Annotated in this window: 29 protein-coding genes; 22 read left to right on the top strand and 7 right to left on the bottom strand. The window is 43.5% G+C overall.

Annotated features, from left to right (window positions below):
- Positions 1-115 precede the first annotated feature (115 nt).
- The 4 genes from RBB45_RS05295 to RBB45_RS05280 all read left to right on the top strand — a co-directional run bounded on the left by RBB45_RS05295 (position 116) and on the right by RBB45_RS05280 (position 3,939).
- Positions 116-1,012: an alpha/beta fold hydrolase gene (locus RBB45_RS05295; protein ID WP_306009191.1), complete on the top strand. Its 897-nt coding sequence runs from the start codon at positions 116-118 to the stop codon at positions 1,010-1,012.
- Positions 1,012-1,923, top strand: a complete 912-nt coding sequence (locus tag RBB45_RS05290; protein ID WP_306009190.1) for an aminoglycoside phosphotransferase family protein — start codon at positions 1,012-1,014, stop codon at positions 1,921-1,923. The genes RBB45_RS05295 and RBB45_RS05290 overlap by 1 nt, the downstream gene beginning before the upstream one ends.
- A gap of 104 nt (positions 1,924-2,027) precedes the next feature.
- Positions 2,028-2,861, top strand: a complete 834-nt coding sequence (locus RBB45_RS05285) for an STAS domain-containing protein (protein ID WP_009793355.1) — start codon at positions 2,028-2,030, stop codon at positions 2,859-2,861.
- Between the two features lie 229 nt (positions 2,862-3,090).
- Complete coding sequence (locus tag RBB45_RS05280; RefSeq protein ID WP_306009189.1) at positions 3,091-3,939, top strand: STAS domain-containing protein; 849 nt, start codon at positions 3,091-3,093, stop codon at positions 3,937-3,939.
- Positions 3,940-3,996: 57 nt separating this feature from the next.
- Here RBB45_RS05280 and RBB45_RS05275 read toward each other — a convergent pair whose 3' ends face one another.
- Both RBB45_RS05275 and RBB45_RS05270 read right to left on the bottom strand, forming a co-directional pair.
- Positions 3,997-4,797 (bottom strand): cytochrome c oxidase assembly protein, encoded by an 801-nt coding sequence (locus RBB45_RS05275; RefSeq protein ID WP_240684104.1) that lies wholly within the window; start codon positions 4,795-4,797, stop codon positions 3,997-3,999.
- Entirely contained in the window at positions 4,784-5,287 is a 504-nt protein-coding gene (locus tag RBB45_RS05270) for a DUF2243 domain-containing protein (protein ID WP_129612655.1), read from the bottom strand. Before RBB45_RS05270 ends, RBB45_RS05275 begins: the two co-directional genes overlap by 14 nt.
- A 151-nt stretch (positions 5,288-5,438) precedes the next feature.
- Between RBB45_RS05270 and RBB45_RS05265 the strand changes: the two genes are divergently transcribed.
- Positions 5,439-6,008: a DUF6434 domain-containing protein gene (locus RBB45_RS05265; protein WP_129612656.1), complete on the top strand. Its 570-nt coding sequence runs from the start codon at positions 5,439-5,441 to the stop codon at positions 6,006-6,008.
- A 36-nt stretch (positions 6,009-6,044) separates the two neighbouring features.
- Here the strand turns inward: RBB45_RS05265 and RBB45_RS05260 are convergent, their stop codons facing one another.
- Positions 6,045-6,218: a DUF4083 domain-containing protein gene (locus tag RBB45_RS05260; RefSeq protein ID WP_240684106.1), complete on the bottom strand. Its 174-nt coding sequence runs from the start codon at positions 6,216-6,218 to the stop codon at positions 6,045-6,047.
- Between the two features lie 139 nt (positions 6,219-6,357).
- Here RBB45_RS05260 and RBB45_RS05255 point away from each other — a divergent pair, with 139 nt between their 5' ends.
- From RBB45_RS05255 to RBB45_RS05245, 3 genes are all read left to right on the top strand, one after another.
- Entirely contained in the window at positions 6,358-6,699 is a 342-nt protein-coding gene (locus tag RBB45_RS05255) for an O-methyltransferase (RefSeq protein ID WP_306009188.1), read from the top strand.
- Between the two features lie 43 nt (positions 6,700-6,742).
- Positions 6,743-6,925 (top strand): hypothetical protein, encoded by a 183-nt coding sequence (locus tag RBB45_RS05250; RefSeq protein WP_306009187.1) that lies wholly within the window; start codon positions 6,743-6,745, stop codon positions 6,923-6,925.
- A gap of 153 nt (positions 6,926-7,078) precedes the next feature.
- Entirely contained in the window at positions 7,079-7,600 is a 522-nt protein-coding gene (locus RBB45_RS05245; RefSeq protein WP_129612658.1) for a DinB family protein, read from the top strand.
- 26 nt (positions 7,601-7,626) lie between these two features.
- On the opposite strand, the gene RBB45_RS05240 is transcribed toward RBB45_RS05245, so the two are convergent.
- Both RBB45_RS05240 and RBB45_RS05235 read right to left on the bottom strand, forming a co-directional pair.
- Positions 7,627-8,613 (bottom strand): TIGR03943 family putative permease subunit, encoded by a 987-nt coding sequence (locus RBB45_RS05240; RefSeq protein WP_306009186.1) that lies wholly within the window; start codon positions 8,611-8,613, stop codon positions 7,627-7,629.
- Positions 8,614-8,627: 14 nt separating this feature from the next.
- Positions 8,628-9,623 (bottom strand): permease, encoded by a 996-nt coding sequence (locus RBB45_RS05235; RefSeq protein ID WP_306009185.1) that lies wholly within the window; start codon positions 9,621-9,623, stop codon positions 8,628-8,630.
- A 509-nt stretch (positions 9,624-10,132) separates the two neighbouring features.
- Here RBB45_RS05235 and RBB45_RS05230 point away from each other — a divergent pair.
- From RBB45_RS05230 to RBB45_RS05185, 10 genes are all read left to right on the top strand, one after another.
- Complete coding sequence (locus RBB45_RS05230; RefSeq protein ID WP_306009184.1) at positions 10,133-11,302, top strand: FAD/NAD(P)-binding protein; 1,170 nt, start codon at positions 10,133-10,135, stop codon at positions 11,300-11,302.
- A 43-nt stretch (positions 11,303-11,345) separates the two neighbouring features.
- Positions 11,346-12,524: a GTP-binding protein gene (locus RBB45_RS05225; RefSeq protein WP_306009183.1), complete on the top strand. Its 1,179-nt coding sequence runs from the start codon at positions 11,346-11,348 to the stop codon at positions 12,522-12,524.
- A gap of 140 nt (positions 12,525-12,664) precedes the next feature.
- The gene (locus RBB45_RS05220; protein WP_148949328.1) at positions 12,665-12,934 is read left to right on the top strand and encodes a DUF5316 domain-containing protein; all 270 of its coding nucleotides are present in this window, start codon (positions 12,665-12,667) and stop codon (positions 12,932-12,934) included.
- A gap of 4 nt (positions 12,935-12,938) precedes the next feature.
- The gene (locus RBB45_RS05215; RefSeq protein WP_009793369.1) at positions 12,939-13,421 is read left to right on the top strand and encodes a tetratricopeptide repeat protein; all 483 of its coding nucleotides are present in this window, start codon (positions 12,939-12,941) and stop codon (positions 13,419-13,421) included.
- Between the two features lie 254 nt (positions 13,422-13,675).
- The gene (locus RBB45_RS05210; RefSeq protein ID WP_009793371.1) at positions 13,676-13,966 is read left to right on the top strand and encodes a hypothetical protein; all 291 of its coding nucleotides are present in this window, start codon (positions 13,676-13,678) and stop codon (positions 13,964-13,966) included.
- Between the two features lie 19 nt (positions 13,967-13,985).
- Entirely contained in the window at positions 13,986-14,432 is a 447-nt protein-coding gene (locus RBB45_RS05205) for an SRPBCC family protein (protein WP_009793372.1), read from the top strand.
- Positions 14,433-14,486: 54 nt separating this feature from the next.
- Complete coding sequence (locus tag RBB45_RS05200) at positions 14,487-15,698, top strand: TolB-like translocation protein (RefSeq protein ID WP_306009182.1); 1,212 nt, start codon at positions 14,487-14,489, stop codon at positions 15,696-15,698.
- 412 nt (positions 15,699-16,110) lie between these two features.
- Positions 16,111-16,314, top strand: a complete 204-nt coding sequence (locus RBB45_RS05195; RefSeq protein ID WP_101548104.1) for a helix-turn-helix transcriptional regulator — start codon at positions 16,111-16,113, stop codon at positions 16,312-16,314.
- A complete protein-coding gene (locus RBB45_RS05190; protein WP_009793375.1) occupies positions 16,311-16,739 on the top strand; it encodes a hypothetical protein in 429 nt (142 codons plus the stop codon). The genes RBB45_RS05195 and RBB45_RS05190 overlap by 4 nt, the downstream gene beginning before the upstream one ends.
- 16 nt (positions 16,740-16,755) lie before the next feature.
- On the top strand, positions 16,756-18,273 hold the full coding sequence (locus RBB45_RS05185; RefSeq protein ID WP_253617154.1) for a CPBP family intramembrane glutamic endopeptidase: 1,518 nt from the start codon (positions 16,756-16,758) through the stop codon (positions 18,271-18,273).
- A gap of 30 nt (positions 18,274-18,303) precedes the next feature.
- Here the strand turns inward: RBB45_RS05185 and RBB45_RS05180 are convergent, their stop codons facing one another.
- The gene (locus tag RBB45_RS05180) at positions 18,304-18,900 is read right to left on the bottom strand and encodes a protein kinase (protein ID WP_306009181.1); all 597 of its coding nucleotides are present in this window, start codon (positions 18,898-18,900) and stop codon (positions 18,304-18,306) included.
- A gap of 471 nt (positions 18,901-19,371) precedes the next feature.
- Between RBB45_RS05180 and ltaS the strand changes: the two genes are divergently transcribed.
- The 3 genes from ltaS to RBB45_RS05165 all read left to right on the top strand — a co-directional run bounded on the left by ltaS (position 19,372) and on the right by RBB45_RS05165 (position 22,530).
- The gene (ltaS, locus tag RBB45_RS05175) at positions 19,372-21,378 is read left to right on the top strand and encodes a lipoteichoic acid synthase (protein WP_306009275.1); all 2,007 of its coding nucleotides are present in this window, start codon (positions 19,372-19,374) and stop codon (positions 21,376-21,378) included.
- A 350-nt stretch (positions 21,379-21,728) separates the two neighbouring features.
- Positions 21,729-22,064 carry a hypothetical protein gene (locus RBB45_RS05170; RefSeq protein ID WP_148949333.1) on the top strand — a complete coding sequence of 112 codons (336 nt, stop codon included), beginning with the start codon at positions 21,729-21,731 and terminating at the stop codon, positions 22,062-22,064.
- A 52-nt stretch (positions 22,065-22,116) separates the two neighbouring features.
- Positions 22,117-22,530 carry a hypothetical protein gene (locus RBB45_RS05165; RefSeq protein WP_224950578.1) on the top strand — a complete coding sequence of 138 codons (414 nt, stop codon included), beginning with the start codon at positions 22,117-22,119 and terminating at the stop codon, positions 22,528-22,530.
- A gap of 38 nt (positions 22,531-22,568) precedes the next feature.
- On the opposite strand, the gene RBB45_RS05160 is transcribed toward RBB45_RS05165, so the two are convergent.
- Positions 22,569-23,033 carry a BsuPI-related putative proteinase inhibitor gene (locus RBB45_RS05160; RefSeq protein WP_094767669.1) on the bottom strand — a complete coding sequence of 155 codons (465 nt, stop codon included), beginning with the start codon at positions 23,031-23,033 and terminating at the stop codon, positions 22,569-22,571.
- Between the two features lie 152 nt (positions 23,034-23,185).
- On the opposite strand from RBB45_RS05160, the gene RBB45_RS05155 reads away from it, so the two are divergent.
- The gene (locus RBB45_RS05155; RefSeq protein ID WP_009793387.1) at positions 23,186-23,374 is read left to right on the top strand and encodes a hypothetical protein; all 189 of its coding nucleotides are present in this window, start codon (positions 23,186-23,188) and stop codon (positions 23,372-23,374) included.
- The last annotated feature ends 32 nt before the right edge of the window (positions 23,375-23,406 follow it).

Here is a 23,406-nt window from a genome sequence, read left to right as displayed (position 1 = left end):
GACATATTCAGCAGAGGTTATTGATTTGAAATTGATTACAGAAAGTTTAAAATAATCATTAAGGTTGAATGGGGATTTACCCTAATTCGAGAATAGAACGGGAAAGGGGACTGTCATGAAGGAAGGAAGAGTTCAATTGCCAAATGGTATAAGTTTGAATGTGGCTCATATTCTTTCTGAAAAACCAGTCATTCTGTGCCTGCATTTCAGCGGAGGAACATGGCAGGCATGGCATGGAATATTACCGCATTTTTCTGCAGACTATAGTGTGATTGCACCGGATATGAGGGGACATGGTAAATCGGAAAAACCTGAAAGCGGCTACCATATTGAAGAAATGGCTGATGATATCATCCTGCTTTTAAATGAATTAGGCATTGAATGCTGCCATATCATTGGAAGCTCCATGGGGGCAGAAGTGGGGCTCAGCATCGCAGCCTCCCATCCCGAAATGGTCCAGTCGCTTGTTTGTGAAGGCGGTTTATATGATCGCTGGGGTGAATACAGCTTGCTGGAAGGAACAAAAGAAGAAGCAGAGATAGAAAGAACAGAGCTCCTGGCAAGCATTTATAATGAAAAAGAGCTTGTTTACTCGTCAGCTGAAGAGTATCTTTCGTCAATGAAAGGAGAATTCAAGGAAGCTAAAATCTGGAACAGACATACAGAAACATTTATAAGAAGCACGATGGAACAAAAAGTAAACGGATACTTCGCGAATCGCTTTACAAAGAATGTCCTAGCCGGCTTTATTTCGTCATGCTGGGATATCAGGCTGGAAGACTATTACTGTAAAATCAGCTGTCCTGTTCTTTTGCTGCCTAGCCAGGAGGAGTCTGAAAACAGACTGGCGGAAAAAAGCATCCAGCATTTTTCTTCCCTTATCCGGGAACATTACATTACCTATATCCCCGACTCACTGCATGCGTATGTTTGGCTGCAGTTTCCCTTCCAGGCTGCAGACGCCGTCAAATCTTTTTATAAAAGCTTCAAATCAGGGAGGCTATCTTCTTAATGGACTTGCCAGAAGCGTTTAAAAGAACCATTATAAATGTACATAAAGAGAAAGGCATACAATGGCTTTCTAACTTTGATGATTTAATAGAAGAATGCGAGCGGCGGTGGAAGCTTAAAATAGGGGAGTATTATAAGCTTTCCTATAATTTTGCGGCGCCCGTTATCATGGCAAATGGAACAGAGGCAGTTCTGAAACTCTCCGTACCCAGCGGGGAATCAAAAGGAGAGGCATATGCCCTGGAGCAGCTTAAAGGGCCGGGCGTCGTGAAAATATTTGAAGCTGACGTGGAAAAAGGCATTCTCCTCCTTGAAAAGGTGTCCCCAGGTTCAACACTCGCTGGAGTTGTAGACGACGAAGAAGCCGCTGGGATTGCCGCAAATCTGATGAAGAACCTTTGGGTTCCTGCACAGGATTCGTCTGATTTGCCTGGGATGGAGGAGCGGCATCAAAGTCTTCAGCGGATTCTCCGTGAAAATCCGGAAGGGCTGGGACCAATAACAGCTTCAATGCTGAATGAAGCAAACAGCATATTTACTGAGAACATAAGGAATACAGCAGACAATTTCCTTCTTCATGGAGATTTGCATCACTATAATATCCTGGATGGCGGGAAAAATGGCTGGATCATCATCGATCCAAAAGGGCTGATCGGGGAAAAGGAATATGATGTTATACAGTACCTTCTCAACCGGCTGCCTGAAACAAATGCTGAATCTATCATCTCAAAAAGGATTAACCTATTCGCTGAGAAAGCCGGCCTGGAAAGGGATAAGCTGATCAGCTGGGGATATGCCCATTCGATCCTCTCGGCTTCATGGAGCTGGGAAGAAAATGGCCGCTGCGAACCCTCTTTTTTTAACAGTATTTGGGCATTTAAAGAGATGCTCAACAAAAGCAGGAATGCCTGAAAGGAATTAACTTTCCAATGCAGTTTAAAAGATGACCCTTGTAAGCAGAAATGCTACAATAGTAAAGGAAAAATATCTTAAATAGAGAGGTCTCAGGGGAAGCTATGCATAGAAATGAAGATTTACATGAATACTTAGTAGATAAAACATGGCAGCTAACAGAAGACTGGTATGCTTCTTTGGACAAAAGTGATCCAAAAGGAGTATACAGCTCGACCAATCCAAATGTTATTCGTACAATCAAGCAGCAAAATCATGATTTCCACGAGCATTTTTGCAAAATTTTTATCATGGATGAAGATCAGTTTTTCCATGAATTTGAGCAGTGGATCCTTTCTATAGCCCAGGATGAAGAGCACTTGAGCACTCCAGTCCACTTTATTTTAAGAGAGTTCTTTAACACCCAGGAACAGTATCTTGATTTGGTTGGAAAATTTACCGGGGAAAATGAAGGCAAGTATACTCAGGAGCAGATCAACACCTGGAACAGATTGATCATCAAGGCGTTCAGCAAGGTGATGACCTGGTTCACACAGGAAAACCATAAATTTTCTGAGGCCAGACTCAAGGCCAGCCAGGAAATGATCAATGAACTCAGCTCGCCGGTCATTTCGCTTAATAATAATGCAGCATTGCTGCCGCTTGTAGGCGATATCGATACGGCAAGAGCCAAGTTCATCCTTGAGCACACGCTGCTCGAATGCAATGAGAAAAAGGTTAACCATCTGTTCATCGACCTGTCGGGGGTGGTCATGATTGATACTATGGTTGCCCATCAGATTTTTCAGCTGATAGAGACGCTTACACTGATTGGCGTGAAGAGCACTTTATCTGGCATCCGGCCAGAAATTGCCCAGACGGCAGTGCAGCTGGGAATCTCATTTGACAGGATCAGTGTTACTTCCACCCTGGAGAGAGCCATCAATTCACTTAAATAAATTCACCCTCTGGAAGCTGTCATTCTGCAGCTTCCTTTTCTATATAATCTCAGATATCCTGGAGAATATTAATTTTTCAAAAAGCGTTTAATCTGCCCAAAAAACGGTTAAATGTATATTGGTAAAAAGCAGAATAAATGATTGAAAAGCTAGGAAATTTGGAATAGTGCCGGTATAATAATATAAAAAAAACAAAAAGATTCTTTGTATATTCATGTTGGGGGAGCTTATGACAAGAGAACTTGCACATATAGGGGAAAGAATTAACCAGGAAAAAATGCAGATTGCCAAACAGGTCCAAACAGAGCGATTTGCTGATCTGACAGATATAGAAAGAGAAGAAATCAGCAAATATGAAACAGAGATTTTGAATTTAAGAGCTGCTTTTATCAGCATGTTTGGAGACAGTCTTATCAAGTCATCCAAAGGGGAAGAAGTATCAGGAGTTTTTGAAAACTGGGGAGCCGAAACAGGGAAAAATCTGTGTGTTCAAGGTGTGTCGCTTGATGAGGCCCTCATGGATACGGCTTTATACAGGAAATACATATGGAAAGTAATCAAAAGAGAAGTTCTCAAAAATGAACTGGCAGCAGAAACCGTTTTTGAAATTATAGAAACAATCGATCCATTGCTGGATACGGCGGTCCATGCCTTCAGCCTGGCATATGTGAGATCGTATTCAGAAACATTGAATAATTCCAAAAAGGCGTTCCTTGAGCTTTCTGTACCGGTTGTCCCGATTACAGACTCTGTGGCCATCCTCCCGCTGATTGGAGATATTGATACTGACAGGGCACAGCTTCTAATGGAAGAAACACTTGAAAAGTCTAGGGAACTGGGTATTTCACATTTGATTCTGGATGTATCAGGTGTGATGATCGTGGACACAATGGTGGCCAATGAGCTCTTTAAAGTAACTGATGCACTCAAGCTTCTTGGCATCAAGGTGATCTTTACCGGCATCCGCCCTGAAATAGCACAGACTATGGTTAATCTGGGACTTGAGGTGGACGGGCTTGTCTTCCTTGGCAGCCTGAAAAAGGCGCTGAAGCGTCTGAATAAACAAAACGTTCTATAGAAAGAGAAGAGCACTGCCCAGCTGGCAGTGCTCTTTTCTTTCTGCGGCGCCTCGATGCTAAGATGGTGCGGTGCCAATTCCGGCTTCCCTCGGGCGCCTCGCTTTATACCATTCAAGGCAGAAAAAAATAATGATGAACAGGTCTATCAAATCGCCGCCATAATACATGAGGACTGCGCCGCTCTGAGCCTGATCAACTGATACACCTGCCGGCGGATGGGCGTATAGATATTTTGATAATATGCCATGGCCGGCCAGGGCTGTAATCAGGATGGCTGCCCTCGGCATAAAGCTCTTTCTATGCGAAGTGGGTTCAATTGAGACAAACGAAGCCGTAAACAGATATCCTGCCAGAAAAACATGCAAATGGACCAGCAGGTAAAGCAGAGGCTGTGCATGCATCCTTGTAAACAAATCGGTTATATATAAAAGCCAAAGCCCTCCAATATTTAAGATTGCCGCAATTGCCGGATGGGAAACGAACCTAAATAAGCGCGATTTTAGCAATCTGGCCCCCTTTCTCGCATATCGGGCAGGCAGCATCCTTAAAAATAACGTGACAGGTGCGGAAAGGACCATCAGCAAGGGGCCGAGCATCCCGAGGAGCAGGTGGCCCATCATGTGCATCGAAAATTGATTGTGGGACCAGGAAGCTATTGGACCTGCCGCCGCTATACAGCAAAGGATTCCGGCAGCCCAGAGAACTGTCCTGTATAAAGGCCAATCGCGTTTCCCGAAAAATTGGACTGCAAGGTACATGAGAAGCAGGGATACAAAAAACATAATAAGGGCACTTTGGGCAGCGACTAATCCAGCACCGCCCACTGTTTCATGGTGGAGATGGCTATTGCCGTGCATCTGGTGCAGCACCTGCCCTTCGCAGCTGTTTGTTCGTCTTCAGGAAAAGCATGGTTCCCAAAAGAATGAAAAAGAGCGCAATAGCATTCCAAGCCAGATCATAAGGCAATATCTCAACCTCATAGCGAATTTGATGAATTCTCATTAACTTATGCTGGATAGTCCCGTCATAAAAATTAAAGCCGCCTGAACCCAGCATGACGCCGCTCATCCATCTCTTCCGCCACCAGGCTGCCCGCCGGCGAAGGTCTGCAAGCATAAATAAAGCTGCAACTGTAGCAAACCAGCTGAAAGCATGAAAAAGTCCGTCAGAAACCAGTCCTGCGGCTGTGGTGGAAAGGTCATAAAAATGGTGCCAGTGTAAAAGCTGGTGAAAAACAGCTTCATCCAAGAAAGCTGCCAGACCAACGCCAAACAATGCACCAGAACCCAGATTCCTGCCGGCAAACTTGGCCTGGATCTGGGAAAGGGTTTTGTCCATTCTTGCCATCAGCCAGCCTCCTATCCTTTAGAAAGTCCTTTTCTCACCAATCTACCCATAATAACGCATATTTAAGCAGAGGAATTATTTTCCTTAAACCTTGTTTCAAAGGAACGTTTGTTCTATAATGGTAATGTAAATAAAAATAGTGGAGGGTTAAATGAGGCCGGAACTTACCAGTAAAATAAGCTATAAAGAATTCAGTGAATATTATTGGCTGAAAACAGAGCTTCAGGCTTTCTGCAGGAAAGAAGGGATGAGTACGTCAGGCGGAAAGGCGGAGCTGTCGGAAAGGATTGGGATATATCTGACTACAGGGGAGAAGAAAGGTCCAATAATAAAAAGAAGGCCAAAGCTCCGTGCAGCCAAAGCCCCATTAAGCCTTGATACTGTCATTTCTGAAAATCATACTTGCTCACAGGAAGTCCGTGCTTTTTTCAAGAGTGTCATAGGTTCACATTTTCACTTTTCTACTTACATACAAGATTATTTTAAGCATAATCCCGGAAAGACCTATAATGATGCTGTATCAGCGTGGCACGAGGAAGAAAGCCGGAAAAAGGATCCTTCCTATAAGCGTGAGATTGGCCGGCAGTTCGAATACAACCGGTTTATCCGTGATTATTATGCAGACCAAAAAAACCAGGGGAAAAGCAGAGCTGAGGCTATTGCAGCGTGGATGCTTATTAAAAGCAGGCCAGGAAGCAATGAATATAAGTCCCCGAAATAGATTCCTCCATATTTCCGGGCCGGCCGGCAGGGGAGGCTAGCTTTTTTTGTCCTCCTCAAGCAGCTCGATGATTCTGTCCAGTTTCTGCTCCATTTTGGATTCGGGTTTTCCTATAACCATCCAGCGGACCAGGAAATAGACAGCAAAAACCATTCCAGCCATTACGGCTAACATAAGAATCTGGAATATAAGATCTCCACTGTTAAACATTCTTTCCACAACCTTTCTTTTTTTCCAGTATAGCATTTATCCTGTTTATTTTTGGGATATAATTTACAAACGAAAGATTTAGGGCAGCACTAAAAATTTGATTGGTAAGGTAATGACAATTGTAAAAGGGGATTACTTCATGATAAACGAATATACAGATCGTGGTATTCCGGACATAGTACGGCAAAGAAAAGAGGCAGCGTTCAATGAAGGCTTTGAACAATCATGCACAGATGAAGCTGGGAGGCTTCTGTCTGTTATGGCTGCTCAGGCAGGCCAAGGAAGAATTCTGGAAATCGGAACAGGGCTTGGTGTTGGAAGCGCCTGGATTCTTTCGGGATTGTCACCTGAAGCTGAATTGGTATCAATAGACAATTCATTTGAGAGGATAGAAAAAGTCAGAGGCGGCATTCATCATAAACAGGCAATTTTTCTTCATGGCGACTGGAAGGAGGCAGCGGTGCACATTAATTTTTGCTGATGCTGCTTCAGCCAAACAAAAAGAAGGTGAAGATCTGATAAAAATGCTGGATCAAAATGGGGTGCTGTTCATGGATGATTTCACGCCTGAAGAGCATTTTCCTGAGGAATGGAAGGGAAAGCCTGATACAGTGCGGGAATTCTGGTTTCATCATCCTTTAATGGCTTCAGCCGAAATTTTACTCACATCCAAATCCGCAGCAATCATTGCGGTTAAAAAAGGATAGATTCACTCGAGGAATCCGTTTTTAATATGCCGTGCAGTACTAGTGGATCATATGGTCCATTTAAGTATACCTTGTAAATTCTTCAATAGTCAGTCTATCATTTTCTGCTTGACTGATAAGATGATAATAGTCGAGGTTTAAGGGGGAGTTCTATTGATTGATTACCGGATAAAGCCTGCTGCAGGATACCGCAGCAGAGTTGCTGATGTGGTGAGTATGCTTGAACATTCCAGGTCTGTAACACTTAGTGAAATCCAGGGCCTGGATCAATTCCGGCTCGATTTTTTGATCGACGAGGCCTCTAATTCAATCGGTGCCCTGCTGATGCACTTGGCTGCGATCGAATTTGTCCACACCATCATAACATTTGAGAAAAGGGACTTAAATGAGGATGAAAGAGGAAAATGGGAAACTGCATTGGAACTGGGAAACCAGGCCAGAGAAAAGTATAGAGGCAATGATCTGGCATTTTACATGGCTGAACTTGATGAAGTCCGGAGAAACACATTGGAAAAACTGAAGGACGCAGATGAAGCCTGGCTCCTTAAGGATCATCACTGGGAAAATGGGCTGGCATATAATCACTATTGGATGTGGTTTCACGTCATCGAGGATGAAGTCAGCCATAGAGGTCAGATTAAGCTTATAAAAAGGCTTGCGGACGGGCAGGCATGAAAAAGGGCGGATCATAGTCCGCCCTCTTATATAACCTTGATTGTTATCGGATAAATATATGGCTGATCAGGCTCACTGATCAATTCCCATTCTGTCACTTTAAGGAGCGGCAGCATTGTACCATTATATTCAGCCATCTCAATTATTCCTTTTGCTTTCACCCAGCTGTCAGCTTCCAGCCCTGAAGCTTCTTGAAATTGTGATAAAAAGCCGACGATGCTTGCATCTGCCACGCAATGGGAAACAAGGAAACGGGAGATGACAAGCTGGTCCTCGTTAAAGCCTTCTTCCTTATAGACAAATCCCATCAGCTCTATTTCCTTCCCCAGATAGCTGTCCAGATCTTCATGCATGCTCTCATAATAGGCGGCATATACATCGTCGTTCAAAAGAATGCTATTGCTTTTTGCCAGTCTTTTTTTGTATGCGGTGTATTCGTCATTTGTCATAACAGGCTGATCTTCCAGATTTGGATCAGGTTCATTTTCGTCTATAGTGTCACCCTGTTTAGCCTCAAGCTGGTCCTTTGCTGCTTCATTCTGGTCAGTCTGATTCTCCTCTGTTGCCGCTTTACTCTGGTCAGCCTTCTGCTTTCCATGCGATAAAATGGCCATTCCCCCTTTTTTATCCGCAATTGATGCGTCCAGCACCTTGGGCGGGAGGAGGAAGCCCGTGATCAAGGGGAAGATGATGATCGTATAGGATAGCAGCTTTCTTGCTGTAAAAGGGGAGGTGCCATGATCATGATGATGCCCGCAGTCATGGCCTCCATCATCATGATGGCAGCATCCCATTTCACCATGATGATGATGCTTTTTTTCCTTTTGTCCCCATATACGTGTGATTTGAATAAAAAACAGGACCAGAAAAATAACAGATGCAATTTGGCTGAGGCTCTCATATTTGGGATTGATATATTTGCTGATCTCTCCTGTATAATGCAGCTTGAAAATCAATGCAGAAAAGATAAGCAGTATCAATGCCCTCAAGCCCTGCTGATAGTGTATGACCATTTATTCTCCCTCCTTTACCATAATCCCTGTACAATGAGCAAAGTTGCAAAGACGGCTGCCGCGACAATCAGCAGGACGGATAAGACGAATCTTTTGCGGAAGACGCTGAGCATCATCAGAGTATTTTTCAAATCAATCATAGGACCGAAAATCAGGAAGCCCAAAACAGAGGCAGGAGGGAAGATGCTGCCGAATGACGCCCCGATGAATGCATCGGCCTCAGAGCATAATGATAGAATATAAGCAAGGCCCATCATCACCAGCAGGGATGTGACAGGGCCGCTCCCTGCCTCGAGCAGTGTCCTTGCAGGCAAGTATACCTGTACGAATGAAGCCAGGAAAGCCCCCAGGATTAAATATTTTGCCATATCAAAAAACTCATCAATAGAATGTGTCAGCATCGACCAAAGCCTGTCCATGAAGGGAGCTTTGCTCATTGATTGCGCGGACTCTGTATGAAGGCCTTTTTTAAATTGATTGCCTTTGAAGAAAAGGCTGACAGCAAAAGCGGATGCCAGTGCAATGACAAAACCCAGCCCCATTCTAAGACCGGCCATCTTCGCATCATTGCCAAATGCCATATATGTAGAAGCAATAACGATCGGGTTAATAAGCGGTCCAGTAAGCATAAAGCCAATTCCCGCATAAATCGGCACCCCTTTGCCTACGAGTCTTCGAATAATCGGAACAATACCGCATTCGCATGCTGGAAAAAGGGCTCCCGCCGTACAGCTCATCAATATCGCCATATATTTGTTCTTAGGTATCCATTTTTTAATATGGTCCTCAGTTACAAAAATCTGTATAAACCCGGCTATAAGAACACCGATCAATACAAATGGAAGCGCCTCTATCAAAATACTGATAAAAATCGTATTCAAATTGAGCAATGATGAGGGAAGCTCCACTGCTTCTTGAAAACTGACAATCAAAAAGATAAACAGGCCTGCTGCAACAGCGATAATCATACCTGTCAGATCGCCCATATTGCTTTTCATTATTCGATCCATATAAGCCTCCTAAATAACAGCACCCGCGGGTATCGGAATTTGAAGTAAACGTAATTATTACGCTTTACATTCTAAGCTAACTATATGTGTTTGTCCATGGGAATATACCTGCCCAATTTATAGCAGTTAAGGAGGCTGGAATACCTGTTTATTCAGGAGAAGAGGTGCGCAAATCGTCCTAGGAAGATCCTGATTAGTGAATAGAACCAGAACAGATGCAGGCAAATAGAAAGTTGGGGAACCTTATCAGAAGTGGGGATTGCATAGGTTTAGAAGTTGTGGTTTAATTAATAAATCGTAACTATTACGTTTTATTCGGCACTGAAGTTGCTAATAAAACTGAAAAGTTGCTAATAAAACTAAATAGTTGCTAATAAAAGAAAAAAGTTGCTAGTAAACTGGAAAAGTTGCTAATAAAAGAAAAAAGTTGCTAATAAACACAAAAAGCTGAGGCAGAACCTTACATAGATCACATCAGCCAAGCGCTTTTTTCAAGGAGGATTCAAAAGATGAAAGAATGGGTCATTGTCGGCGGGGGAATTCAGGGTGTTACGCTGGCTGCTTTCTTGCTGAGAAAGAAAAAAGTATCCTTAGAAGGGCTGTCAATTATTGATCCGCATCATGAGCCGCTATTTAATTGGAACCACTGCTCAGCTGCCATTTCGATGCCTTATTTGAGATCGCCTTCTGTGCATCATATCGATGACGGGCCTTTCAGCCTGCAGAAATTTGCCGGTGATACCGAACAAACGAAAGCATTCTATGGCAGGTATAAGAGACCTTCATTAAGATTATTCAATGAGCATTGCCAGCATGTTATCCAGGATACAGATATGAAGGATTCTTGGGTGCAGGGCAGGGTGAAAGAAGCAATGGAGACAGAGGGAGGCTGGCGTGTTGCCCTTCAGGATGGACGAACATTAGATACGAAAAATCTAGCCATTGCAATCGGGATTGGAGAACAGCCCTTACTTCCTGAATGGGCCATCAGTCTAAAAGAAGAGGGCTGTCCTTCCATATATCATATTTTCGAAAAAGGCATTCCGCCCCTTGAACATCTCCAGGTTCCTATAACGGTCCTTGGCGGGGGAATATCAGCGGTACATTTGGCTATAAGCTTAAGCACACAATATCCCGGCCAGGCAGCATTGCTTAAACGTCATCCATTCCGGGTGCATGATTTTGACAGTGATCCAGGGTGGCTCGGTCCCAAAAACCAATATGGCTTCCGCAAGCTGGAATCCTGGAAGGAAAAACGCCGGCAGATTATAAAAGCAAGGAATAAGGGATCCCTTCCATTTGATCTTCTGTCAAAAATCAAGCATTTGGCTAAAGAGGAAAAGCTTCACCTTATTGATGGCCATGTTGAGCGGGCTGAATGGAGCGGAGAGGGCATTTCTATGTTCAATGAAGAAGGGGAGCTCATCCATCAGACTGGGACTGTTGTTTTGGCCACCGGCTTTCAGGCCGGCCTTCCGGGAAAAGAATGGCTTGCCCCTTTTATTGAAACGCATAGCCTGCCTTGTGCAAAATGCGGTTATCCGATTGTTGGCCATTCACTACAATGGTCTCAGGGACTTTATGTTACAGGAGCACTGGCAGAGCTGGAGATAGGGCCGATTGCCCGAAATATCTCGGGGGCACGCCAGGCAGCAGAAAGAATTACAAGCAGCTTATGATCATGTTTAAATCGTAATGAATACGTTTAAGGGAGAGGTTTTTATGACTATAAAGAAAATACCTGTTACTGTTTTGAGCGGCTATCTTGGCTCAGGAAAAACAACTTTGCTCAATTACATTCTGGCAAATCGTGAGGGCCTGAAGGTGGCAGTGATTGTCAATGATATGAGCGAGGTGAACATTGATGCTGCAATGGTGAAGCAGGTCGGCTTCTCAAGGACAGATGAAAAGCTGGTTGAAATGCAGAATGGCTGCATCTGCTGCACGCTGCGCGAGGATTTAATGATAGAGGTTGAAAAGCTTGCGGCCAAAGGCGATATTGATTATATCGTGATTGAATCAACAGGAATCAGCGAACCGGTTCCTGTTGCTCAGACCTTTTCATATGCAGACGAAGACTTAGGAATTAATCTGTCCTCCATTTGCAGGCTGGATACCATGGTGACAGTTGTGGATGCATACCGTTTTTGGCAGGACTTTACGTCAGGAGAAAGCCTTCTGGACAGGCAGGAGGCGGCAGGGGATTCAGATGAGCGCGAAGTGGTGGACCTGCTGATCGATCAGATTGAATTTGCCAATGTGATATTGCTGAACAAAATCGATTTAACAGACAGGAAAGCTGCCGAAAAGCTTACAGCCGTCCTCCGCAAGCTCAACCCGGGAGCAGATATCATCGAAACAATACAGGGGGCAGTGCCCCTGGAACGCGTGCTGAATACAAAACTTTTTGACTTGGAACAAGCTGGACAAAATGCAGGATGGATTAAGGAGCTTAATCAAGAGCATATACCGGAAACCGAGGAATACGGAATTTCTTCTTTCGTCTATAGAAGAAGAAAGCCATTCCATCCTGACCGGTTTATGCAATGGCTTGAACAATGGCCTGTCGAGGTTGTCAGATCAAAAGGCTTCATTTGGGTTGCAGGCAGGGAAGATACTGCCGGTCTTCTTTCTCAGGCTGGACCGTCGCTTATCCTGCAAGGGGCTGGTGCATGGATTGCATCGCGTCCCGAGGCCGAACGGGAACAAATACTGTCAGAAGATCCCAAGCTTAAGCAAAGCTGGGATGAAATAACAGGGGACCGGCAGACAGAGCTGGTCATGATCGGCATAAAAATGGACCGCCGGGCCATTGAGGATTCGCTTGATGTTTGCCTGATTAGTGAAGAGGAAGCTGAGGCAGACTGGAAGACTTTTGAGGACCCTTTGCCTGCTTTCTAAAATCGTAAGATGCCGCATTAAAATGTTGCGGCGTTTTTTTTTTTTTTTAAGAGGAAGGATAAAGTTCATTTAAAAAAGAAGAATACAAGATTAACGGCTCTTTCTCTTCATAAATATAATGAAGAAAAGGGGATGTTTTAATGAGAAAAGCATTATTAACAGGGATAGTACTGGCGGGTCTTGCGGCGGCTGGTTCTTTTGCGGCGGATGACTGGAATCTTTTAGTGATGCTTAGCGGGACTGTATCATTAATTTCAATTTTAATATGCGGGCAGAACAGGGCTAATTTTCACACAGAAAGCAAGAATGATAGAAAGAAGCGGCAAAAAATAGGGGGCTGTGTCCTGCTGTTCGGCCTCCCGAATATGATAGCAGTATTGGTATATTATCTTGTTTCAGGCGGAGGATAAATCTATGGAAGAACTTGAATTTGCAATTAACCTTAGGGGATCGGGAGAGCTCAAGAAGTCAAATCTTATCCTCAAGAAGCTTGCTGACAGAAATCCCAGCGATGCGCTGATCAGCTATCAAACTGCCTGGAGCTTTGATTTGCTGGGGGAAGAAGCGGATGCAGCTCCCTATTATGAAAGAGCCATCAGCCTTGGACTTCCAGATAAAGAGCTGGAGGGGGCACTGCTCGGATTGGGGAGCACTTACCGTACATTAGGAGAATATCAGAAGGCAAGATATACGCTTGAGAAGGGGATGGAAAGATTCCCTGATAACCGTGCAATGAGCGTTTTTTATTCTATGGTTTTGTACAATTTAGGAAGCCATGGAGAAGCAATGGGCCTTCTGCTGGAAAGCCTGGCGGAAACATCTTCAGACGAAGGCATTCACCAGTATAGAAAGGCAATATTATTTTATGCAGATAAGTTGGATACAGTCTGGAAATAAGGGCCTTTAACAGGTCCTTTTTTCTTTAATGTGAAACTTACTGTTCTTTTTTTCGTCAAATCTATTATAAAAGTAAGAAGGCAATGAAAAAGCAGTAGAAGTGTCTGTAATCGAGCTGTCTGAAACAGCACAAGGAATACATAAGATCATCTTCAAAAAAGAAGCGAAGGGGACCTCAAGCATAGGGAAAGTCTTGTGCCATATCCCTTTTCAGCGCAGCGTGAGCAGTCAGAATTGAGAGGAAAGGTTTTATTATGAGAAGAAAACTAGGAGCGATCGCAGGTTTATTTATCCTGGGATCACAGCTGTATATACTATTTTTATGGATGGCAGATTGGGAACAGCTGACGACTGTACCTGGATTGGTTCTGTGGGGTGCAGCCATTATGCTTGGCCTTCTGGTTTCCCTCATTTACCACCAGCTCAGGGAGCCTGAGAAATATATAAGGATAAGTAAAAACATTTTATTCAGCAGTACGATCATGACCATGCTGCTGGCCGTACTAGCATTTGTCATAGAGCTGATAACAAGCTCTATGCCTTGATAAATTGGGGGAATAGTAGATGCCAGAGATCGAACATAGAATTTTGATCAGGAAAGACAGAGATGATATATTTCGGATTTTAACCACTGGGGAAGGCTGGAACAGCTGGTTTACCGATGGAACGATCCTGAATTTGAAATCTGATGGCACAGGTGATATCCGCCTGAAATGGAACAGTTATGGTCCGGAAAAACTTGTGCTTGAGGATGGAGGGAAGATCCTTCATGCAGAGCAGGGCAGGCGATTCACTTTTCAATGGACTCCAGGTGAAAGTACGACGACGGTGGCGTTTACACTGGAGCCTGCTGATAAAGGTACGCTTGTCAGTGTTCGGGAGACAGGGTATTCCTCCTCCAGAAAAGACTTGGATGCCTGCGTTAAATGTGCAGCCGGCTGGGGAGAGGCACTGGTCCTCCTTAAGTTTTATGCAGAGCATGGCCAGGTCTGCAAGCAGGATTTAGGCTGAATATTAGAATGCTCATCCTTAATCGGGACACCCTAATGGCAGGAGGGATTTTCCATGAGATTAAGGATTTTTTTATGCATAGTGATTATTTTTGCAAGCATGCCCCTTTCCAGCCAGGCTGAAGGAAATTTAAAGGCAGTTTTTATACGGGACGGTAATTTGTGGCTTGCTGAGGGAAAAAAAGAAACCCGTTTGACTGAAGGGGGACAGGCTTCAGATCCGAAATGGTCTTATGATGGAAGGTTCATTGCTTATCTGTCTGCAGAGGGTGAACAGCGTTATCTGTATATATATGATTTACAGAAGAACCGCAGCTATCAGCCCTATAAAACAATCGAAACCTATCACTTCGAATGGTCTCCGGATGCCAATACGATTGCTTACACTTCCAGGGGAGTCCTTAATATCACAAAAACAAAAAACGGAATACCAAAAGGCTTTGAAAATGTCTCTTTGGGCGTAAGTGATTTTACATGGACGCCGGACGGCAAGGGATTCATTGCCTCGTCACAAGCGGAACTGCTGCCCACAGGATGGGGGCCGGTAAGGCTGTTCAAAATAAAGAAGGATGCCGCACTGAACGCTGAAAAAATCAAGCCGTTTTATACGATTAAAACGGACCCTGACAAATTGTTCGCGATTGATGCAAATCATTTTAAGTGGAGCACAGACGATAAGTGGATAAGCTTTCTGGGAGTCCCGACCGCATCATGGTCTGCAGACAGCAACACACTCATAGTATTGTCGGCAGGAGGAACCCGTTTCCAGACTATCGGCAAGATGCTGAACCAGCCGGACTGGTTTAAATGGTCCCCGGCAGAAAATAAAATTGCGTATATTTCAGGTGAAGGCAGATTTCTAGTCCAGGATAAAAGGACGTCGGTAGCAGATATTCCAATTTCAGCAGGCCAAAAGGATTATACCCCAGAAGGTTATGTAGATATTGACCTCGCTTGGCTGACAGCAGATGAGGTGATCACGGCCCGGGTAAAGGAAAATAAAGACTGGAAGGAAGGGCCGGTCCCAGAGATGTATTCAAAGCTATACAACATCAATATCAAATCAGGCATCCAAAAGCAAATCACATTCCCAAAACCAGGCAGCATGGATATCAAGCCTCAAGTTACAGGAAAGTATATTGCATGGATGCGAAAAGAAAGCGGGAGACTGCAGGGAGAAATCTGGATCAAAGAGGGAGCAGCCGGCAAAGCAAAGGTATGGCTTGAAAGAGTGGACGGTGCACCGGTTTTTTACAACAGCAAGTAGAGAAAGCCCATTCGCTGAGGATGGGCTTATTTGATATGTTTTTTCAGATAACGAATGAGTGTAAACTAAGCTAGAGTTGAGAAGAAGCGATGATATGTATGAATAGAGGCTAAACAGTACATGAGGTGAGAAAAAAGAAGTCCCTCATGCATCGAATAGAGGCTAATCAACACATGATTTGTAATGAAAGCAGCGATCTCGCCCAGGCTGAGATCGCCACTTGTTTACGAAAGCCCCCCCAATAACCTTCTAGGTACTCGCTTGTTATTACTATTCTCCCTATCTTTTTCCTTCCAAAAAACCAAAATTTATTATTCTAATTGTTACAAAATTATGGATAAATGACAACTATCATTTACATTTTGACTATAATCCTTTACTCTTAAGGTGACATAGGGAGGGGAAAATTACCATGTTAAAAAATTCCGTTCGGGAAATGAGGGCGAGATTCCGTTTCACACAGCAGGATCTTGCAGATAAGATCGGTGTTTCTCGGCAGACGATCGGGCTGATTGAAAAGGGCGATTATGCCCCGTCCATCACACTCGCCTTAAAGATATCTTCTGTATTTGGAGTCCCGGTCGAACAGATATTCCATTTAGAAGGGGAAGAATGACCATGCTAAAAGCTATTTTTCAATCTCCACTCTTTAATTGCCTGCTGATCCTGGGCCTCGGGATCATAATGATCGGCAATTATTATACTGAAAGTGTTCCTGGATGGATGAATATTGATCCGCTGTACCTCGGCATTCCAATACTCATCCTTGTTGCTTCCATACCTGTCTACAATAAGCTGAACCCTGGCAGCAAGGTGAAACCGCAGATCATCCCGATGGAGTTGAGGGAAGAGGACGAAGGTCAGCAGTGGATCACCTATAAGGCGACCAGGAAGGTGTATATCTTTTTTGCCTCATTCATCCCAGTTGCCATTGCACTGACAGCTTTCTTGAATCATATTCCTTACTTCCCGGTCATGCTTCTTGCCGGGATGGGCATTGTGCAATACGTGATTTTTTGGCTGGAGCTGAGAAGACACTGATAAAGGGGGAGCTAAAATGGATAAACAGATGCTGATTTCACTTTCCATACTGGCTGTATTGCTCGAGGCTTTTCTGATATTTGTTTTTATCAAATATAAACAGGGAAGGATCGATCATAACCCATTTGGAGCGATGGTGTTAAAAGAAGGGAAGATTCTGTATTACAGCCTTTTCCAATGGGGGAAGACGAGGCCTGCAAATCAGACAGCTGTTTTTCCATTATTGAAAGGCTCCAATTATTTTTGGCTATTCCTCGCTCTTTTGCATGAACAGATTCTTGAGATGATTGTTTTTCATATCTATCTGAGAAATGAGGAGCCCGCCCTTGCTTACACTATTTCAGCGGTCCATATTTACAGCATCATTTATATGATCGGCGATTATAACTGGCTCCGCAATACACCTATCACCGTCAGCAATAACAGGGTTGATATGAAAATCGGGGCGAGGAGGGAATTGTCCTTCCATATCAGCGAGATTGACAGCATACAGAAAGCATCCCTTCAATATAACAAAAGCGGGGGAATCATTTACGAAAAGGGTGTCTTTCATGCGACCGCTTTCCCGAGAGTGCTGACCAGGATATTTGGAATGGGGGATGAGCTTAGATATGAAATAATCTTTAAGCAGCCTGTTACCGCTAGAGGTTATTTTGGATTAAAAAAAGAAGTAAAGAAAGCCTTCATATATATCGAGCAATCAGACGAACTTGCTGAACTGCTGAAGCTGAGAATGGCTGAGTGTTCAGATGAGGAAGAAGAAATCCAGGTCCAAACAATAAAAGAGCCGCTTGTTAATTGGAGGGTGTATTTCCTGCTACTCGCGATCAACCTGGCAGGGGCACTGGCATTAGCTCCTTATGCAATGGCCAGGGAAGGTTTCCATAAGGAACTGGGTGTGTCCGAAGGAGTATTTACGCTGATTTTTGCAGGTCAGACCATAATCGAAGCTGGCATTCTAATCCTGCTCGCTCTGCTGATGGCGAGAACGGCAGCTGTTAAAATTCCCATACTGGAATCTTTTATTATGCGTACAGGAGATTGGGGGAAGCATGGAAAAGATGCAGGAAAGGCTGTCTTTTATGGAATCCTGACAGGGATTGTGATTTGTATCACAAGCTACTTTATATCGAAGCCGCTCGGTATTGATAATACCAGCATAAACGAACCTGATTGGAAACTGGGTCTTTTAGGCTCTTTCGGAGCGGGTACTACAGAAGAAACCATGTTCCGATTGTTCTTTGTCACTCTGCTTCTCTGGTTAACAGTGAAGATCAAGAAAAAGAAGCCTGGGAAAACTGCCATCTGGATCAGCATCTTTAGCGCAGCTCTCTTATTTGGCGCGCTGCATTATGGTGTTGCAGCTTCGGCTTTCGACATGACTCTTGGTCTTGTTCTTGGAATGCTCCTTATAAATGGAATAGGAGGTATCGTGTTCGGAGCGATATTCGTGTATGCGGGGCTGGAATATGCAATGATCGCCCATATCTTTGCTGATATTGTCATACATGTCGTTGCCCCGCAATTTATTTGAGAGATTGATAGTCTCTGGTGCCTCTTTGCTTCATTCTTTGCCGCATTGCAGGCACCTTTTGTCTTCATCCTGTTCTCCATACATGCGGAGCTCTTTTTCTGTCCCGCATGAAATGCACCGTTCAAAATATATTTGCGGCAGGACACCGCATTCAGCCAAAGGGACCCACTCATCTTCATACAGGGTCTTTGTCATGCCGTAATCAATGAAAACGAGCTGCTTCTCTTCATTAAAACCATAATTGCTGCTGTCTTTAAGATCAAAAGAGTCGAATCCAGCATCAAGAATCCGCAATGCTTTTTCATAGCCGGCTTGAATGGATGCCTTGTTTCTATCTCTATCAATCTCAAAAGATTGAAGATTGATTAACGGTACAGGCTCATAGTATTTTTGCACGGCAACAGAAGGATCAGCATAAAAGGTTTCAGCAAACAGGCTGCCCAATCCTTGTGATTTCATAAATTGAAAAATTTCATTTTCCATTAGAGATTGCTTGTATCCTATTGGATGAAGATGCACTTTGATGGCATAGTCCTTATGCCTGTAAACCTTTCTTGTAGATCCGATTCCGATAAAATTTTCCTCTATGCAATATTTCTGCCAAAGTTCCCCTATATGCCCAGTCATAAAGTTGCCTCCATTTGTGACCTCCTGATCTCGACAAAGGAAAACAAGATTTGTCGCAGCCAGGAGAAAATGCATAATTTCCGCGTTACGCCCTGGCAACGCTAATACCATATAATGGATAATGAATTTTTCTCCTGAATTTTAGCAGACTATTTCTTTTTAATCAAACAAACCAGGAATATCTTTCTAATCCTGGGTATATATATTTGAGTCTGTGATATTTTCTGTCCATAGCACGCTGAAACTTTTTGGGCTGTTTATACGTATAATATATGTGAGCTTTTTGTGAACAAGCTGGTTTGAATCGGTTTCCAGTTCATTTTTGCACAGAAACATGGTACACTTACACATTATGTTGTGCTTCATTTGCAATGTAAGGGCCAAAGATGTGAAACGGGAAATGGCTTCCCCTGTGCAAGATTTCGATTTTGCAATAGAAAGAGGGTTTTATACTTGAAGAAAACAAACTATATGAATGCGAATATACTAACTAAATTTGCAGGCTTTTATGCATTGGCCGTTCTGATGCTGTGGATTAAGACTTACACAGTGCAGGCCCATGAATTCAGCCTTGGAATTGACAGTGTCCTGCAGCAGTTCCTGCTTGTGCTGAATCCGCTTGGATCAGCAATGCTGTTCCTCGGAATTGCCTTTTTCTTTAAAGGGCGGAAGAAATACTTTGCTTTGATTGGAATAGACTTGCTCATGTCTTTCCTCTTGTATGCAAATGTTCTGTTTTACAGGTTTTTCAATGACTTCCTGACACTGCCGACATTGACTCAGACGCAAAACTTCGGCGATGTGAGTGGAAGTGTGACATCCCTGTTAAAGCCGCATGATATCCTATATTTTGCTGATCTGCTGCTCCTGGCTGTATTGCTGGCAAGCCGTTTTGTGAAAATGGATATGGCTGCTGTGCCGCGCAGGAAAGCAGCGGCATTAATGTTCCTGTCCCTGGCTATTTCCAGCTTCAATCTTGGACTGGCTGAGTCAGATCGCCCGCAGCTGCTGACGCGCGGATTTGACCGCAACTATATTGTCAAATATCTTGGAATGTACAATTATACAATCTATGATGCTGTTCAAAGTACCAAATCAACTGCACAGAGGGCCTTTGCGGACAGCAATGATGTGACAGAAGTCATCAACTTCACAAAATCAAATCATGCCAAACCCAATGAAAAATATTTCGGGGCCGGTGAAGGAATGAATGTCATTTACCTTCACCTTGAGTCTATCCAGAATTTCCTGATTGATTATAAGCTGCATGGCGAAGAAGTAACGCCATTCCTGAATTCACTCACAAGTGATCAGAATACGATGTACTTCGATAATTTTTACCATCAGACAGCTCAAGGGAAGACGGCTGATGCGGAGTTCATGCTTGAAAATTCCCTTTACGGACTGCCTCAGGGCTCCGCTTTTACAACAAAGGGTACGAACACGTATCAGGCTGCTCCTGCCATCCTGGGCCAGAATGGCTATACATCCGCTGTTTTCCACGGTAACTCCGGAAGCTTCTGGAACAGGGATGAAATATACAAATCCTTTGGCTTCGATCAATTCTTTGATTCAAGCTATTATGATATGACTGCCCCTCAGGCAGAATACGGCCTGATGGATAAACCGTTCTTTGAGCAGTCCATGGACCATTTACAATCATTGAAGCAGCCTTTCTATACAAAGTTCATTACAGTAACTCATCATTATCCTTATAAGATGGATCAGGCTGAAGCTACGATTGCCCCTCATACAACGGGGGATAAATCAGTCGACAATTACTTCCAGACTGCCCGATACGCAGATGAGGCGCTGGAGCAGTTTTTCGAGGATCTGAAGGAAGCAGGCCTATACGATAATTCCATTATTATTATGTACGGAGACCATTATGGGATTTCCGAAAACCATAATAAGGCAATGGAAGAGGTGCTTGGACATGAAGTCGATGACTTTGTCAGCCAAGGATTGCAAAGGGTGCCTCTGTTCATCCGTGTGCCTGGCATGGAAGGCGGAGTCAATCATGAATATGGCGGCCAGATCGACCTGCTGCCGACCGTACTCCACTTGCTTGGAATAGAGAACAAAGACAATATTCAGTTTGGAACAGACCTTCTGTCAGATGAGCATGATGAAATCGTTCCTTTCCGTAATGGAGATTTTGCAAGCCCTGAGATTACTTCGACAGGCGGTAAGTTCTACGATTCCAAGACAGGTGAACTGCTGGATGAAAACAGGCTTGAAGAAGCGGAAAAATATAAGCTGAATGTAGAGCAGAAGCTTAAACTGTCAGATAAAGTTGTTAACGGTGACCTGCTCCGATTTTATACACCGGAAGGCTTTGAACCGGTGGACCGCTCGAAATATCAGTACAAGCTGAATGAATCTGCAGAGAATCAAAATGCTGATGCTGAAGAAGCTGATAAAGAACAAATAACAGAAGATCAAATAGAAGAGGAAAATTCAAGCAAAGCTGAGTAGCAGTAAAGGCTGTCCTATAAAAGGGCAGCCTTTTTCTTTTTAGTCCATAGCATGCAGAATTTAGGGAACTTTTCCCAGGATTGACCGTATAGAGGATATGGACCCCAATTGGAAGTGAACGGTTTGAATTCATTATTTTTCATTGTAGGACCAATGATGGTTTTCCTGCTAGTCAGCAGCGGACTCTTTTTCATTCAATATACATGATTCAGCTGGCTGCCGAAAAAGGGATTAAGCTTCTGCTTATACTTACTGCCATACTTAGTCTTTTTATATGGCTGATTCCATTGAATGCAGGATTCAAGAACTTTTTAGTAATTGGCAGATACTGCTAAGTAGGAGGGCGCTGATTGTTCTACATAAAGCTCGTGATGGTCGTTCTTTTTTTTCTTTGGATCTTTGCTGCGGTAAGAAAGGAATACCGCAAGAGCCCTGATGAGGATAAAGGGGAATTCTGGAGAGATGCGCTTGGCGGAGGAGCAGGCCTGATGTCTGCAGGCTTGCTTCTGAACTTTGTGAATTTCTTGTTTTTTGATGAAGGTTTGAGGAATTTGTCTTTCTGTTTAGTTCTCGCCGGAATGGTTAACGCCAGCCTATATATTTGGAAAAAAAGCAGGAAGCGGAGTTTCATGCTTCTAGGGATGGCGGCGGCAGGCGCGGCTATCTATTACTGGTATTATTATTAATTTTTATATTTACTATATAGTATGTAAAATCCTGGTTCGGAAAGGAGAATATATGCGATATAAAGACTTAATGGAGATGAAGGATATCACGATTTCATTTCATGAAATTTCCGAGCCGAGAATGGAAGGAGCGATGCTGCGCATTACGGTCCTTATAAGCAAAGATGCCACAGACCTGATGATCTTTCCGCATCCTGACAGCAAAGCCTTAAGGGCAGATATTGAGTTTAAGAATTATGTTACTTATTCTGTCGTTCATGATGATTATACGGTTTGGGATCATGAAGAAGTTTTTGAGGGAGAAGTGTTCAGGGTCTATATGAAGTCAAAGCTGCAGGATTTCGTAAAAAAGGAATATGCTTATCAGGAATCAGAAGGAAAAGAGCTGACGCATTATTCTTTTGCATGTTTTGAGCATCACGTTCACGTGTTTTCCTTTCATGAGCCTGTGATAAGAATGATATAAAAACACCCCTGCAAGGATGCAAATGCAGGGGACATTGTCTATTGAACAGTAATTTCCTCGGTGACTTTATAGTCTTCCCCGTCCTGCTGTGTCATCCAGGCTTCAAGCGTGTACGTTCCCGGGGCAAGCTTCAGCTGGCTGAGGTTGATATCATAATTCAGCTCTTCAGCAGGCTTCAATATTTCTTTTCCCTCAGCCTGGAGGAAAAATGCCGCACTTGAGAACAGGAATACTTCGGTTCCGTCTTTATCTTTTACGGAATAGTCGAAACGCTGGGAAGTGGGGAATTTCATTTCAACTTCCTTTTCTGTCTGGTTTTTAATGGTGTACATATAATTCAATGAGCTTTGTTTGTGAAGTTCAGGTTCTACACTGCCTGCAATAATGCCGCTCCCTCCTCCATTTGTGTTATTTTCTGTTTCTTTACCCGGTTCATTATTTTCTGCGCTCGTGCCGCACCCTGCTAAAACAAGTGTCAGCACCAGGATCCATTTATACATCATGATCACCTTTCTTTGCTGCCAGGATTCCTTTTCCCTATATATATACTGGCGTAAACAGGATAAAGAAAGTTACAGGCAATAAGGGTAAAATAAAGCATAAGCTTTGGTATTTCTTTAATGTTCTGATATCTTTTTCAAAAGGAGGTTTTTTTATGAATTTCGATCATGCCCTATTAGGGGAAAAATATTTCAGCCTGGACGCTGCCCAGGTGGATAAAAGTCCGGATGAACTGGTGATTGCCGATCCTGAAGAATCAGGGTTTTATATCATCAGCAGGGAAAGCTATGAAGAAGGTCCCCAGCTTGCAGGCTACAAAATACTTATTTCTGAAGGGGAATAGCCTCAGCGGGTTTTCCGTACATAATAAATAGA

This window comes from Bacillus sp. MMSF_3328, assembly GCF_030733525.1.
GTDB classification, from domain to species: domain Bacteria; phylum Bacillota; class Bacilli; order Bacillales; family Cytobacillaceae; genus Bacillus_AB; species Bacillus_AB infantis.
This window is presented reverse-complemented; position numbering and strand designations above follow the sequence as displayed.

Bases quoted from the DNA above. Each gene is read 5' to 3' on its own strand.
- RBB45_RS05295 (WP_306009191.1), top strand. From the start codon at position 116: ATGAAGGAAGGAAGAGTTCAATTGCCAAATGGTATAAGTTTGAATGTG.
- RBB45_RS05290 (WP_306009190.1), top strand. From the start codon at position 1,012: ATGGACTTGCCAGAAGCGTTTAAAAGAACCATTATAAATGTACATAAA.
- RBB45_RS05285 (WP_009793355.1), top strand. From the start codon at position 2,028: ATGCATAGAAATGAAGATTTACATGAATACTTAGTAGATAAAACATGG.
- RBB45_RS05280 (WP_306009189.1), top strand. From the start codon at position 3,091: ATGACAAGAGAACTTGCACATATAGGGGAAAGAATTAACCAGGAAAAA.
- RBB45_RS05275 (WP_240684104.1), bottom strand. From the start codon at position 4,797: ATGCACGGCAATAGCCATCTCCACCATGAAACAGTGGGCGGTGCTGGA.
- RBB45_RS05270 (WP_129612655.1), bottom strand. From the start codon at position 5,287: ATGGCAAGAATGGACAAAACCCTTTCCCAGATCCAGGCCAAGTTTGCC.
- RBB45_RS05265 (WP_129612656.1), top strand. From the start codon at position 5,439: ATGAGGCCGGAACTTACCAGTAAAATAAGCTATAAAGAATTCAGTGAA.
- RBB45_RS05260 (WP_240684106.1), bottom strand. From the start codon at position 6,218: ATGTTTAACAGTGGAGATCTTATATTCCAGATTCTTATGTTAGCCGTA.
- RBB45_RS05255 (WP_306009188.1), top strand. From the start codon at position 6,358: ATGATAAACGAATATACAGATCGTGGTATTCCGGACATAGTACGGCAA.
- RBB45_RS05250 (WP_306009187.1), top strand. From the start codon at position 6,743: ATGCTGGATCAAAATGGGGTGCTGTTCATGGATGATTTCACGCCTGAA.
- RBB45_RS05240 (WP_306009186.1), bottom strand. From the start codon at position 8,613: ATGGTCATACACTATCAGCAGGGCTTGAGGGCATTGATACTGCTTATC.
- RBB45_RS05235 (WP_306009185.1), bottom strand. From the start codon at position 9,623: ATGGATCGAATAATGAAAAGCAATATGGGCGATCTGACAGGTATGATT.
- RBB45_RS05230 (WP_306009184.1), top strand. From the start codon at position 10,133: ATGAAAGAATGGGTCATTGTCGGCGGGGGAATTCAGGGTGTTACGCTG.
- RBB45_RS05225 (WP_306009183.1), top strand. From the start codon at position 11,346: ATGACTATAAAGAAAATACCTGTTACTGTTTTGAGCGGCTATCTTGGC.
- RBB45_RS05220 (WP_148949328.1), top strand. From the start codon at position 12,665: ATGAGAAAAGCATTATTAACAGGGATAGTACTGGCGGGTCTTGCGGCG.
- RBB45_RS05215 (WP_009793369.1), top strand. From the start codon at position 12,939: ATGGAAGAACTTGAATTTGCAATTAACCTTAGGGGATCGGGAGAGCTC.
- RBB45_RS05210 (WP_009793371.1), top strand. From the start codon at position 13,676: ATGAGAAGAAAACTAGGAGCGATCGCAGGTTTATTTATCCTGGGATCA.
- RBB45_RS05205 (WP_009793372.1), top strand. From the start codon at position 13,986: ATGCCAGAGATCGAACATAGAATTTTGATCAGGAAAGACAGAGATGAT.
- RBB45_RS05200 (WP_306009182.1), top strand. From the start codon at position 14,487: ATGAGATTAAGGATTTTTTTATGCATAGTGATTATTTTTGCAAGCATG.
- RBB45_RS05195 (WP_101548104.1), top strand. From the start codon at position 16,111: ATGTTAAAAAATTCCGTTCGGGAAATGAGGGCGAGATTCCGTTTCACA.
- RBB45_RS05190 (WP_009793375.1), top strand. From the start codon at position 16,311: ATGACCATGCTAAAAGCTATTTTTCAATCTCCACTCTTTAATTGCCTG.
- RBB45_RS05185 (WP_253617154.1), top strand. From the start codon at position 16,756: ATGGATAAACAGATGCTGATTTCACTTTCCATACTGGCTGTATTGCTC.
- RBB45_RS05180 (WP_306009181.1), bottom strand. From the start codon at position 18,900: ATGACTGGGCATATAGGGGAACTTTGGCAGAAATATTGCATAGAGGAA.
- ltaS (WP_306009275.1), top strand. From the start codon at position 19,372: ATGAATGCGAATATACTAACTAAATTTGCAGGCTTTTATGCATTGGCC.
- RBB45_RS05165 (WP_224950578.1), top strand. From the start codon at position 22,117: ATGCGATATAAAGACTTAATGGAGATGAAGGATATCACGATTTCATTT.
- RBB45_RS05160 (WP_094767669.1), bottom strand. From the start codon at position 23,033: ATGATGTATAAATGGATCCTGGTGCTGACACTTGTTTTAGCAGGGTGC.
- RBB45_RS05155 (WP_009793387.1), top strand. From the start codon at position 23,186: ATGAATTTCGATCATGCCCTATTAGGGGAAAAATATTTCAGCCTGGAC.